A 12,423-nucleotide genomic window follows, 5' to 3' on the forward strand; every position below is an offset into this window, starting at 1 on the left:
GGCCTTACCTCACCTTCAGGGTGGCAAGACCCAGCAGCACCAGCACGAGGGTGATGATCCAGAAGCGCACGATGACGCGCGGCTCCGGCCAGCCCTTCTTCTCGTAGTGGTGATGGATCGGCGCCATGCGAAAGATCCGCACGCCGCGCAGTTTGTATGAACCCACCTGCAGGATCACCGAGACGGTCTCCATCACGAAGACGCCGCCCATGATCACCAGCAGGAACTCCTGACGTACCAGCACTGCGATGGTGCCGAGCGCGCCACCGAGGGCCAGAGAGCCAACGTCGCCCATAAAGACCTGGGCCGGATAGGTGTTGAACCAGAGGAAACCCAGACCCGCCCCGACGATGGCGGTACAGACGATCACCAGCTCGGAGGTATAGGGCACGTAGGGAATGTGCAGGTAGTTGGCAAAGTTGACGTTACCGGTAGCCCAGGCGATCAGGGCAAAGCCCCCCGCCACCATCACGGTCGGCATGATGGCCAGGCCGTCGAGACCGTCGGTCAGGTTGACCGCATTGGAGGTACCGACGATGACAAAGTAGGTCAGCACGATAAACATCAGGCCAAGCTGCGGCATCACATCCTTGAGGAAAGGCACCACCAGCTGGGTCTGCCCATCATGGGTTGCAGTCGCATAGAGGAACACAGCCACCGCCAGCGCTACCGCGGATTGCCAGAAATACTTCCAGCGCGCGATCAGGCCGTCGGTATTCTTGCGCACCACCTTGAGGTAGTCGTCGGCAAAGCCGATGGCACCGTAGGCACCCAGCACAAACAGCACCAGCCAGACATAGGGGTTGTCGAGGCGGCACCAGAGCAGCACAGACGTGAAAATCGCAGCAATGATCATCAGGCCACCCATGGTCGGGGTGCCCCGCTTGCTGAGGTGGGACTCGGGACCATCGTTGCGAATCACCTGACCGAATTTCAGGATCTGCAGGCGACGGATCAGGCGTGGCCCCATCCAGAGGGCAACCCCCAGTCCGGTGATGATCGACAGGATGGCGCGAAACGTCAGGTAGGAGAAGACGTTGAAGAAGGTGAAGTGCGGGGTGAGCAGTTCGGCCAGCCAGACTAGCATGTGGCTGACTCCTGATGGCCTTTGACCATCTCGACGATATCTTCCATGCGGGAGCCACGGGCCCCCTTGACCAGAATCGAAATTTCCTGATGTGTATTTATCATTTGCGCAAGCACTTCAAACAACGACGCCTTGTTATCGAAATGTCGGCCCGCCGCGGCATCTGCGGTGTGGCGACTCTCTTCCCCCACTGTCAGCACGGCATCCAGACCGCACTCGCGGGCATGACGGCCAACCCGGGCGTGTTGCTCGGTAGACTCCTCACCCAGTTCCCGCATATCACCGAACACCAGCACCTTGAAGCCGCTCATGGCGGTCAGGGCATCGATGCCAGCCAGCACGGACTCCACGCTGGCATTGTAGGTATCATCCACCAGGGTCAGGCCGCCCCAGCGCTGCACGCAGAAGCGCCCCTTGACCGGTGCCATCTGCTCCAGCCCCGCCTTGACACAGGCGAGGGATGCGCCGAGGGCCAGACAGCCCGCGGCGGCAGCCAACGCATTGGCCACGTTGTGGCGACCTGGGATCGCCAGAGTCAGGCTCAGCTCCCCTTGCGGGGTCACCATCACGAACTCGGCACAACCCTGAGCGTTGAGAACCACATCGCGAGCATGGAACGGCTGGCTCTGATCTTCGATGGAGAAGGCGCACTGAATGCCGCGTTCCCGCCACTTCGGCCAGAATTCGTTGTCGGCATTGACGATGGCGGTGCCACCCTCGCTCAAGCCCTCAAAGATTTCGCTCTTGGCGTGGAACACCCCTTCCAGCGAGCCGAAGCCCTCCAGATGGGCCGCCGCCACGTTGTTGATGATGGCGGCATCGGGTTTGGCCAGCGAGGTAGTCCAGGCGATCTCGCCCGGATGGTTGGCACCCAGCTCCATCACCGCAAACTTGTGTTGCGGTTCGAGGCGCAGCAGGGTGAGCGGCACGCCCACCTCATTGTTGAAGTTGCCAGCGGTGGCCAGCACTTCCCCTTCGTTGCGCAGGATGGCAGTTGCCATCTCCTTCACCGTGGTCTTGCCGCAGCTGCCGGTAATGGCCAGCACTTTCGGGTTGATACGCTCGCGCACCAGTTTGCCGAGTCGGCCCAGCCCCTTCAGACTGTCGGTCACCACCAGCTGGGGGATGGCCAGCGGCAGTTCGTGCTCGACCAGCAGGGCAGAGGCCCCTGCAGCCAGCGCCTGATCGCAAAAGTCGTGGGCATCGAAGCGCTCGCCGCGCAGTGCAACGAACAGGGCACCAGCACCCAGAGTACGGGTATCGGTGCTGACTGCAGTAATCTCACCATCTTCACCAATCAGACGGGCATCGAGCACCTGCGCCAGGTCGGCAAGCCTGAGGGTCATCATGTGAATGACTCCATTAATGTGTGCAAAGCAGCCGCGACGGTTTCCCGGTCGCTATAGTGCCGCTTGTCGGTTCCAATGATCTGATAATCCTCGTGACCCTTACCGGCCACCAGGATGATGTCCTGTTTGCTCGCCTGACCGATGGCCAGCGCAATCGCCTTGACCCGGTCGTGCTCCACCTGCACCGCAGCAGGATCGCGAAGACCCGCCACCATGTCGGCCATGATCCGGGCCGGCTCCTCGGTACGGGGATTGTCGTCGGTCAGGATCACGCGATCCGCATACTGCTCGGCCATGGCGGCCATCATGGGGCGCTTGCCGCGATCGCGGTCGCCACCACAGCCGACCAGGCACCAGAGTTGGCCTGTGCAGTGCACCCGCAGGGCCTGCAATGCCTTCTCCAGCGCATCCGGGGTGTGGGCGTAATCGACCACCGCCAGCGGCGTATCGCCACCGCCGAAACACTCCATGCGACCGGTCACCGGTTGCAATTTCGGGGCAGTTGCCAGCAGCTCGTTGAAGTCATAACCAAGCACCAGCATCACACCCATCGCGGCCAGCACATTGCTGACGTTGAAGCGCCCGAGCAAGGGGGCGGATAATACACCATTCCCCCAGCTGGAGTTAATCTGCGCACGAAAACCTTGCTGGTGAAAATCGAGCTGCTGCGCCGTTAATTGACGGCCAGAATGGTGTTCAATCGGGCCATCCACACTGAACGCCACCGCTGCTGGATATTTTTCGAGCCACTTGGCACCCAACTCGTCATCGAGGTTGATCACCGCATTAGACTCATCGACCAGTTGCAGCAACTGCTCTTTGGCTGCGCCATAGGCTTCCATGGTGCCGTGATAATCGAGGTGATCCCGGCTCAGGTTGGTGAAAACCGCGGCGGCAAAGGGCAGTGCGGCAACACGATGCTGCACCAGACCATGGCTGGAGACCTCCATCGCCACCAGGTCCGCCCCCTGCGCTTGCAGCGCAGCCAGATTGGCTTGCACCTGCACGGCGCTGCCGGTGGTATTTTCCGCTTCAATCAGGTTGCCGAACAGGCCGTTGCCGATGGTGCCCATCACACCCGCCTTGCCCCCCAGCAGGGTGCGCCAGTTGGCGACCAGCAGTGCCGTAGTGCTCTTGCCGTTGGTGCCGGTGATCCCGACCAGATCCAATTTTTGGGCTGGCTGATCGTAGAAATAGCCCGCAAGAGCAGAGAGGTGAGCGGGCAGATCCCGCATCCCGATACAGGGAACCGGAGTCGATGGTGGGATAAATTCACCATCCTCCTCAAACACAACAGCGGTCGCTCCCTGAGCCACCGCCTGTTCGATAAACCGTCTGCCATCCACCTGATGACCACGAATGGCCACGAAGAGCGAGCCGGGGCCAGCCCGCCGACTATCCAGCTGGATATCAGTCAGGGTGAGCGCCGGCGCCAGGATACCGAAGGGGCGCAGTAATGCATCAAGTGCGCGGGACAAGAGAAGCCTCCGTACGGGCAAGTTTGGTGGGCACCGCTGGCGGCACCGCATCGGGACGAATATTGAAGAGCTGCAGCACCCCGCCCATGGCCTCTGCAAACGGTGGGGTCGCCACGGCGCCGCCATAATAGGCGCTGCCTTTTGGCTCGTTGATCACCACCACCATGACGAAACGGGGATCACTGGCGGGTGCGAAACCGGCAAACCAGGCCATGTAATCCTTGCCATAGCCACCGGCGACGGCGACCTTGGCGGTACCACTCTTGCCGCCAACCCGATAGCCCGGGATCTTGGCTTTTGGAATGGCGTTGTCGACCACATACTCCAGCGCCTGCAACATGGCAGCGGCGTTGTTGTGATCAATAACTTGCTCACCCTTGGGCGGCGTAGTCACCTTGACGATGGAGAGCGGCACCCGTTTGCCCTTGTTGGCCAGGGTGGCGTAGGCGGAAGCCAGCTGCAGCGGGGTGACTCGCAGACCATAACCGAACGAGAGGGTCGCCCGCTCGATATCGGACCAGCGGCGACGCTGAGGCAGCATGCCGCTACTCTCGCCCATCAGCCCGCTGCCGGTATCCATGCCGAAACCGAACATGCTGAGGGTATTGATCATCTCCTGCGCCGGCATCCGCAGCGCGATGCGCGACATACCGATGTTGGAGGAGTAACGCAGGATATCGTAAAGGTTGGTCGCCTTGTGGATACTGACGTCCTTGATCTGCTTGGCACCGATAAAGAGCGGACCACCGGGAATGAAATCTTTCCAGCTGGTGACACCTGCCTGCAAGGCACTGAGCAAAATCAATGGCTTGACGGTCGAACCCGGCTCGTAGGTATCGGTCACCACCCGGTTGCGTACCCGGAAGCTCTGATACTGGCCGCGGTTGTTCGGGTTATAGGAGGGGGTGTTGACCATGGCGAGTACTTCACCGGTCTTGATATCCAGCATCACCATGGAGCCGGAGGTCGCCTTGTTCTCGTCGGTTGCCCGCTTGAGGGCACGGTAGGCCAGAGCCTGCACCCGCTGATCGATACTAAGCTGCAGATCGTTGGCGTTCTTGCCCTCTTTGACGATGCCAAGCCGCTCGATGACGCGACCTTGACGATCCTTTCGTACCCGCATTTCGCCGGGTGTCGCCGTCAGCCACTCGTTGTAGCTGCGCTCAATCCCTTCAATACCGCTGCCATCGATGTTGGTCACCCCCACCAGATGGGCGCTGATCTCGCCGGTCGGATAGAAGCGGCGCGCTTCGGGGCGCAGGTAGATGCCACCCAGCTTGAGCCCCTTGATATATTCCGCCACCGCAGGAGTAACCTGACGCTGCAGATAGACGAAGCGTTTGCTGGGGTTGGCGATGCGGTGTTTGAGGGTATTGATGTCGAGCTTGAGCACGGCGGAGAGAGCCAGCCAGGCTCGCTCATTATTGATGGCACCAGATTCATGCACTGTCTTGGGATCGGCCCAGACAGCTTCGACCGGCACAGAAACCGCCAGCTGCTCGCCGTTGCGATCGGTGATCATGCCGCGCACCGCCTGGGTAGAGGTGGTACGCAGGGAACGCATGTCCCCTTCCTGACGCAGACGATCCGGATTGATCACCTGGATCCAGGCCAGACGCAGGATCAGACCCACAAACGCGATGCCGATAAACACCGCAAGCGTGCGAAAGCGCCACGGATAGATCGATGGCGCTTTGACATTCGCTTTGGCAGCTTTGGCTGTAGCCTTGCGTTTCATGGTTGGGTAATTACCTTCTCGGTGGTCACCAGCGGACGACCCATCTGCAACTTGTCCATCGCCAGACTCGCCACCCGGGAGTGTTCAGCCAGGGTGCCCTGCTCCAGCAGCAGGTGGCGCCATTCGATATTGAGGCGATCCTCTTCCGCCATCAGATCGTTCTGCTTGGCCGTCAGACCACGGGTCATGTTGGTCACCAGGATCACGGCAAACGCGGTCACCAGCACGGCGACCGACAGAAAAATCTGCAGCTTGTGCCGCCAGAGATCGGCAACGATCTCCTTGGCCAGATGAACACGCACTTCACTCATCGCTTACTCCGCCAGCCGTTCGGCAACCCGCAGCACCGAGCTGCGTGACCGGCTGTTTTCAGATACTTCATGATCAGAAGGCTTGAGCGCCTTGCCGACCGACTTCAATTTGCGACCGCCAGCCAACTGGGCCTCGGTCAACGGAATGCCGTAAGGCACTTCCGGCCCCTTCTCGTGCTTGCGGATGAAATGCTTCACCAAGCGGTCTTCCAGCGAATGGAAGCTGATCACCGACAGACGGCCATGTGGTGCCAACACTTCCAGTGCACCGTTGAGCGCGGTTTCGATCTCGTCCAGCTCGCTGTTGATATAGATGCGGATAGCCTGGAAACTGCGGGTTGCCGCATGCTTGCCCTTCTCCTTGCTCGGATTGACCCGGGCAATCATCTCCGCCAGTTGGCGAGTGCGCACATAAGGCTCGGTCACACGGTCATGCACGATGGCACGGGCGATCTTCTTGGCAAAACGCTCCTCACCGAAGGTCTTCAGCACCCAGGCGATGTCATCCACATCGGCCTTGGCCAGCCACTCGGCGGCGCTCTGGCCGGAGGTGGGGTCCATCCGCATATCGAGCGGACCATCTTTCATAAAGCTGAAGCCGCGCTCGGCATCATCCAGCTGAGGTGAAGAGACTCCCAGATCCAGCAGGAAGCCATCCACCTTGCCCAGCAAACCGCGCTCATCCAGATAGGAGGCTATGCCGGAGAAGGGGCCGTGCACGATTTCGAAACGGGGATCCTGGATCTTGGCCGCTTCGGCGATCGCCTGGGGATCGCGGTCGATGGCGATCAGGCGGCCATTGGGGCCAAGGTGCTGCAGGATCAGACGAGAATGACCACCACGGCCAAAAGTACCGTCGACGTAGACACCGTCCGGCTTGATGGCCAGACCTTCAACGGCTTCGTGCAGCAGCACTGTGATGTGTTCAGCGGCTTGGGTCATTTATAAAGAGAAATCCTGTAGTCGTGGTGAGCTTGCCCAATCGTCCCCGGGCAGACCCAAGATGTCGTCATTGACCTGTTGTTGCCAGCGGGCTTCATCCCACAGCTCAAACTTGTTGAGCTGGCCCACCAGCATGATTTTCTTGTCCAGCCCCGCATGGTTGCGCAGTGGCTGACTGAGCAGCAGACGGCCATTGCCATCCAGCTCGCATTCAGTTGCATGTCCCAGCAGCAGACGCTGCAAACGGCGCTCTTGCGGATTCATGCTGGAGAGAGTTTTGAGCTTGCGCTCGACCTCTTCCCATTCATTCAGGGGATAAAGCAGCAGACAGGGATGGGCAATATCGATGGTGCAGACCAGCTGGCCGTCGCTTTCGTCGCGCAGCCAATCACGGAATTTGGTCGGAATTGCCAGCCGCCCTTTACTGTCCAGGCTGATGGCATGAGCGCCACGCAACAAATTGCAGTCCCTGAAGGTGAGTGAGCAGGCAGATTGCCCCTCTAAAAACCACTTTGATCCACTTTTCCCCACCTTGAAGTTTAAGGACGTGCAGGGGGCTTTTCAAGCAAGGAGATGGGACAGAGGGAACATATTGACGCAGCAATTGCATACCGCAGATTGAGTGGGTTGATTTTCCAAGAGTTATTGCTGAAAAAACAGAAAGTGATTAATAAGCAGCAAGTCGGTGAGCGGTCACTATCTGGGCGATATGATGAAACGGAACAATACCACTGCACAGAGCAAAATACTGACACATATCACTGGATAGATGATGTAACCATCTTTCGAACGGCGAGCACGCAGAGACACCAGCTGACAAAGCAACAGATTGTAAATAATCAGCAGGGATGTCAGCAGAATATTGGTGGCAAATGTCAGCTCTTGAGCGTAACCAATGTACAAGCCCATCAGAATGAAATTGGCGAGTATCAGATACAGCAAAAACTTCTGAATCGCTTTACCCGAATTTGGGCTCTTTTTTACTCGTGTTATCATGCTTGCTACGTCCTGGATTACACATGATCAGACGACCTTAAATTCAAAAAACTGTTGAGATATATCATGTTTTTATTATTGCGCGATCCTTGCTCAACAATTGCCCCATGACCCGGCTCATTTCTTTACTAATGTGCGGGATGTTAATGATATCAACATCTTGCCATGCTTATCACAATTATCAGTGGCAAGTTGGCTTCCCTGTCCCGATTCAGGGTAAAGGGGCAGATTTGGTCGGTCAGCAGCAGCAATTCTTGCTGAAGCAGCGCCATTATCTTCAACAACGTCTTGCGGAGACACAGCCCGTTATTCGCTGGGTCGCGGAACAGGTTCACGAACGCAAACTGCCGCCCTTGCTTGCCTTTGTTCCTTTACTGGAAAGCAGTTACCGATTGGATGTGGTCTCTTCTGCTGGCGCCGCAGGCCCCTGGCAGCTGATGCCAGATACCGCCACCCGATTTGCCATTCCCATCACCAGCGAATTTGATGGACGCTATTCACTGCCATTGGCGACAGAGGCAGCCCTTTCCTATCTGGCATGGCTGTATCGCTTCTTTGGCAATGACTGGCTGCTTGCTTTGGCCGCCTACAACGCAGGAGAAGGGCGGGTACTCAATGCGGTTTTAAAAGCGGGGACACGTAATATATGGGAACTGGAGCTTCCGACTGAAACACGCTTTTATGTCGCGCGCTTTGTTGCGCTGGCAAGACTGCTTGATATGGCTGACAGCTATCAGTTTCAACTTCCGCCATGGCACAGCGGCAATGACTTGCAAATATTCCGTCATCCGAACGGCTGCTCACTGCCCGCGTGGGCTCAGGCGAAGGGCGTATCAATGAATGAAGCCAGCAGCTGGAATCCGGCCTGGCAACTCCCTGTCGCGCAAGGGATAACCCATTGCCCGATCGTCTATAGCAAGGGCAAAGCCCCCACCGCCAACCAGAAGAAAGGGGCGACCGCCATTGTCAAAGCGGTCTCACTGGACAGTCTGCATGACCCCCTTTTACTTAAAGCTGCCAGGGGGCTTGATATGAGTCGAGGAGAAATCAGACTGGAACGCTTGCCTGATCCTCTTGGGATTCAGCAGAAGCGGCCGCTGATTGCGGCACCATGAAACAGTGGCGCCAATGGCTCAGTACCGGAGCCAAATCAACCTCTTCCGGATATGACCAGCGAGCCCCGTAAAAGCAGAGCTGCCGACCAATAGCGCGACGATGAGTGATGTTGCAATCCAGCGCAATTCGCGGCAACAGGGAGAGCGTCACCGTTTCGGGTAATTCAAATCGGGCCGGAGCAAGGAAACCGACCCCTCCCGGGCCAATATCTTTGATCACTGCGCGGCCGATGCTCTTGTCAAACAGCAATCCGGAAATCAGCAATCTGGCCGCAATCCCGCAACTCTGTGACTCGAAAGGCGTTGTTCCATCGTGCAGATACCAGCGCGGCACCTTTCGGCGTGGATCATTGTGCGAGGTATGCAGCGGAAACTCGATCTCAGGGTCGTCCATGGGAAATCATCTCCTTGGCATGGGTGGTTGCCGCTTGCGTTTGGGAGCTGAAAAGTTGCTCCAGATTAGTTTCTGCCTGGGTTGTCATGACCAGCAATTCAATGCGCCGATTACGGCTGCTTTGTGGATTGCGGGTATCTTCCAGCATGGTATCGGCCATCGCGACAACCTGTCCGACCCGTTCAGGTGGCATGCCTCCCGCCAGCAACACCCGTCTTGCCATCATGGCGCGGTCTGACGATAGCTCCCAGTTGCTGTAATTGTCACCGGCAAACGGTGTGCTGTCGGTATGGCCAGAAATCATGACCCGATTCTCAATTCGCTGGAAAATGGGGGCCAATGCCATCAACAGGTGACGAAAAAATGGAGTGATACGTGCACTGCCGCGGCTATACATTTCCCGATCCGCGTCATCACGGATCAGGATCCGCAACCCTTGGGGAACAATTTGAATCTCGAGGTTATTCTTCGCCTGCATCTGCTCAGCAAGATGGTCGATAAAGCTGGCCAGCTGCTTCATCTGGGCTTCACCCTCAAGCTTGCCTATCAACAGCTTTTCATACCCACCGCTTGGACCGTCAGAAAAAATGCTCTGATTACGGTCCATATGCCTGGGCATCAGCTGACCCTGCTGATCGAACTTGGGGTTAAGCTCATCCATCACAGAGGGGTTGCCACCGAGATCGACAGGATAGGGGCTGTTGCGAATATCAAACGGGTTTGCCTCACTGTCCATGATGCTGTAGTCCCGCAGGCGACTGGCAACGACTTCCCGCTCCTCCTGATTTGACACAGCGAGGATCCAGAGCACCATGAAGAACGCCATCATGGCCAACGTGAAGTCGGCAAATGCCACCTTCCAGGCGCCTCCCCCTTTGGGACCGCTGTTACGACGCTGCTGACGCTTGACGATAATCTGTTCGTGATTGCGCATTACATCGCCCTGTTGGTCACCCAATCTTCCAGCTCAAGGAAGCTTGGTTTGACTTCAGGCTCCAGGATCTTGCGACCCGAATCGACGGCAAGCAGCGGTGTCTTGCCACGCAACTGGGCAATCAGGATCGACTTGATGCACATCAACAGGCCGATACGGCGCTTGACCATCTCTTCCATGGCATTGCTGATTGGCTCCAGCAAGCAGTAACAGAGGAAAATACCGATAAAAGTTCCCACCAGAGCGGCCGCCACATGGACACCGATATTGCTCAGAGGGCCGTCCAGTTGCTGCATGGTGATGATGATCCCCATCACCGCAGCAAGAATGCCGAAGCCAGGGCAGGCCTCACCGGTTTTGTGCAAGGCATGAGCAGGCTTGAGCATGTCCTCTTCAATGGCCATGATCTCCTGCTCCAGCACGGTATCCAGTTCATGGGGGGTGATCTTGCCCATTCCGAGCAGACGCAGGTTATCGATAATGAAACCAAGCAGTTGGGGATCTTCCGAAATCTGGGGATACATCAAGAAAACCGAGCTCTGCTGGGGATTTTCAATATGCTCGTCGAGCGCCTTCATCCCCTTATTGCGTGTCTCTTCAAGCAGTTGATGCATCAGAGTCAGCAGCTCACGATAGACCTCTTTCTCTTCTTTATTCGCTTTGAAGCACATCTTTATCTGCCGCCACATTTCATGCATCACCTCTTTCGAGTTGCCCAGAAACATGGAGCCTACCGCTGCGCCGATGATGATGATGAGCTCGGCTGGCTGCCACAAGGCTGCGAGGTTTCCCCCGGCCATCATGAAGCCACCCAGCACGCACACTAATATGACGCCGATGCCAATCTGTTTTTGCATGAATGTTCCCGCACGATACAAGAAGGGTCACCAGTAAAGGTGAAGCACTACTATATGGAGTCGACCAATCGCTGCTTTAGCTGAAGTACACATTGTTTGTGCAGCTGACAAACCCGGGATTCGGTTAATCCCAGCACCAACGCGATCTCTTTCATGTTGAGCTCTTGCTGGTAATAGAGGGAAAGCAATAACTGCTCGCGTTTATCCAGAGTGGCCAACACCTTGCTGATGGTCATCGCCATATCGACATCATCAGATTCGGTAGTCGGGGCTTTACCGCCATTCTCCAGCCACTCTTCCAGACTCTGCAGCGCTTCAGCCTGGCTGGCGTAGGACAACTGACGCACCTCATCCACCGAACAGTCGAGCGCAGTAGCAAGTTCTTGCTCTGAGGGGGGGCGCCCCAAACGATTGTGCAGTTCACGCTGCGCCTGATTATGGCCGTGTACCTGCTGTCGCAGTTGGCGGGGTCGCCAGTCCAGACGGCGCAACTCATCGAGCATGGCGCCACGAATCCGTTTGAAGGCATAACTTTCAAACTGGGCATCGGGCTCGCTGCCATAACGGCGCCACGCCTCCAGCAATCCCATCATTCCCACCTGCTCCATGTCCTCCTGATCAAAACAGGCACTGACCTGGCTGCGCAGATGGCTGGCGGCTCGCTTCACCAAGGGTAGATAGCGAGCAAGAATAGCGGGCTCTCCCGTGCGAGGAAGTTGCGGAGTATCGGCAAACTCTTGTTGAGCATCCCAAACGGAATCTGTCATATCGTGGCTACTGTACCAGTACCTTGGTGATCAGCACTTCATCAAGATAGGGCTTATAGCCATATCCCTGTACCGTAGTGACCAGCTTGTCGCGCAGAGAGACTTGCAACTTGGAAATATTCTGCAGCTCGACTTTTACGTCATCATGGGAGCGGTGGCTGAAATACTGCACCATGGCATTGCGGATCAGTGGCGTCAGTTCATCCAGCTTGGCAACCTGCGCCGGGTTGTAGGTCACCAGTGCCAGCTCCAGCACCAGATAATGAGACTGCTCACCCCCTTCCAGACTGATAACAAAGCGCTCCATCGGCTTGAACAGCGGAGTGCTGCTCAGCTCGGGCTTTGGCTCTGCCAATCCGAGCCAGACTTCGACCACATCGCGCTTAAGCCATGCGCCATAGGCCAGTATGGCCAACAGACACAGAGCCATGACGAATATCATCAACCACTTCATG

At 57.3% G+C, this 12,423-nt stretch carries 14 protein-coding genes; 2 read left to right on the forward strand and 12 right to left on the reverse strand.

Annotated features, from left to right (window positions below; all coding sequences use genetic code 11):
* Positions 1 to 4: 4 nt before the first annotated feature.
* From mraY to mraZ, 7 genes are read right to left on the reverse strand one after another with little or no spacing between them, the layout of a single operon-like run.
* The gene (gene mraY / locus AACR14_RS00960; protein ID WP_019444789.1) at positions 5 to 1,087 is read right to left on the reverse strand and encodes a phospho-N-acetylmuramoyl-pentapeptide-transferase; all 1,083 of its coding nucleotides are present in this window, start codon (positions 1,085 to 1,087) and stop codon (positions 5 to 7) included.
* A complete protein-coding gene (locus AACR14_RS00965; protein WP_019444790.1) occupies positions 1,081 to 2,436 on the reverse strand; it encodes a UDP-N-acetylmuramoyl-tripeptide--D-alanyl-D-alanine ligase in 1,356 nt (451 codons plus the stop codon). Before AACR14_RS00965 ends, mraY begins: the two co-directional genes overlap by 7 nt.
* The gene (gene murE, locus AACR14_RS00970) at positions 2,433 to 3,965 is read right to left on the reverse strand and encodes a UDP-N-acetylmuramoyl-L-alanyl-D-glutamate--2,6-diaminopimelate ligase (protein ID WP_050547815.1); all 1,533 of its coding nucleotides are present in this window, start codon (positions 3,963 to 3,965) and stop codon (positions 2,433 to 2,435) included. Before murE ends, AACR14_RS00965 begins: the two co-directional genes overlap by 4 nt.
* Positions 3,898 to 5,652 carry a peptidoglycan glycosyltransferase FtsI gene (locus AACR14_RS00975; RefSeq protein WP_019444792.1) on the reverse strand — a complete coding sequence of 585 codons (1,755 nt, stop codon included), beginning with the start codon at positions 5,650 to 5,652 and terminating at the stop codon, positions 3,898 to 3,900. The genes murE and AACR14_RS00975 overlap by 68 nt, the downstream gene beginning before the upstream one ends.
* The gene (ftsL, locus tag AACR14_RS00980) at positions 5,649 to 5,963 is read right to left on the reverse strand and encodes a cell division protein FtsL (RefSeq protein WP_005336166.1); all 315 of its coding nucleotides are present in this window, start codon (positions 5,961 to 5,963) and stop codon (positions 5,649 to 5,651) included. Before ftsL ends, AACR14_RS00975 begins: the two co-directional genes overlap by 4 nt.
* 3 nt (positions 5,964 to 5,966) lie before the next feature.
* Positions 5,967 to 6,905, reverse strand: coding sequence for a 16S rRNA (cytosine(1402)-N(4))-methyltransferase RsmH (rsmH, locus tag AACR14_RS00985; RefSeq protein WP_005336168.1), 939 nt, complete (start codon positions 6,903 to 6,905; stop codon positions 5,967 to 5,969).
* Positions 6,906 to 7,364 (reverse strand): division/cell wall cluster transcriptional repressor MraZ, encoded by a 459-nt coding sequence (gene mraZ, locus AACR14_RS00990; protein WP_013723406.1) that lies wholly within the window; start codon positions 7,362 to 7,364, stop codon positions 6,906 to 6,908.
* 114 nt (positions 7,365 to 7,478) lie between these two features.
* On the opposite strand from mraZ, the gene AACR14_RS00995 reads away from it, so the two are divergent.
* Both AACR14_RS00995 and AACR14_RS01000 read left to right on the forward strand, forming a co-directional pair.
* Positions 7,479 to 7,928, forward strand: coding sequence for a hypothetical protein (locus AACR14_RS00995; RefSeq protein WP_019444793.1), 450 nt, complete (start codon positions 7,479 to 7,481; stop codon positions 7,926 to 7,928).
* A 119-nt stretch (positions 7,929 to 8,047) separates the two neighbouring features.
* On the forward strand, positions 8,048 to 9,016 hold the full coding sequence (locus AACR14_RS01000) for a lytic transglycosylase domain-containing protein (protein ID WP_237714685.1): 969 nt from the start codon (positions 8,048 to 8,050) through the stop codon (positions 9,014 to 9,016).
* On the opposite strand, the gene AACR14_RS01005 is transcribed toward AACR14_RS01000, so the two are convergent.
* The 5 genes from AACR14_RS01005 to lafF are packed head-to-tail and all read right to left on the reverse strand — an operon-like array spanning position 8,949 to position 12,398.
* Positions 8,949 to 9,410, reverse strand: a complete 462-nt coding sequence (locus tag AACR14_RS01005; RefSeq protein ID WP_080741269.1) for a hypothetical protein — start codon at positions 9,408 to 9,410, stop codon at positions 8,949 to 8,951. The two genes, AACR14_RS01000 and AACR14_RS01005, sit on opposite strands and share 68 nt — an antisense overlap.
* A complete protein-coding gene (gene lafU / locus AACR14_RS01010) occupies positions 9,397 to 10,344 on the reverse strand; it encodes a lateral flagellar motor protein LafU (protein ID WP_019444795.1) in 948 nt (315 codons plus the stop codon). The genes AACR14_RS01005 and lafU overlap by 14 nt, the downstream gene beginning before the upstream one ends.
* Positions 10,344 to 11,201, reverse strand: a complete 858-nt coding sequence (lafT, locus tag AACR14_RS01015) for a lateral flagellar motor stator protein LafT (RefSeq protein WP_019444796.1) — start codon at positions 11,199 to 11,201, stop codon at positions 10,344 to 10,346. Before lafT ends, lafU begins: the two co-directional genes overlap by 1 nt.
* Before the next feature lie 50 nt (positions 11,202 to 11,251).
* Entirely contained in the window at positions 11,252 to 11,968 is a 717-nt protein-coding gene (gene lafS, locus AACR14_RS01020) for a lateral flagellar system RNA polymerase sigma factor LafS (RefSeq protein ID WP_026034857.1), read from the reverse strand.
* A gap of 7 nt (positions 11,969 to 11,975) precedes the next feature.
* Positions 11,976 to 12,398: a lateral flagellar basal body-associated protein LafF gene (gene lafF / locus AACR14_RS01025; protein ID WP_269428984.1), complete on the reverse strand. Its 423-nt coding sequence runs from the start codon at positions 12,396 to 12,398 to the stop codon at positions 11,976 to 11,978.
* Between the last annotated feature and the right edge of the window lie 25 nt (positions 12,399 to 12,423).

The sequence above is a fragment of the Aeromonas sp. 159 genome (genome assembly GCF_963862045.1).
Taxonomy (GTDB): domain Bacteria; phylum Pseudomonadota; class Gammaproteobacteria; order Enterobacterales; family Aeromonadaceae; genus Aeromonas; species Aeromonas veronii.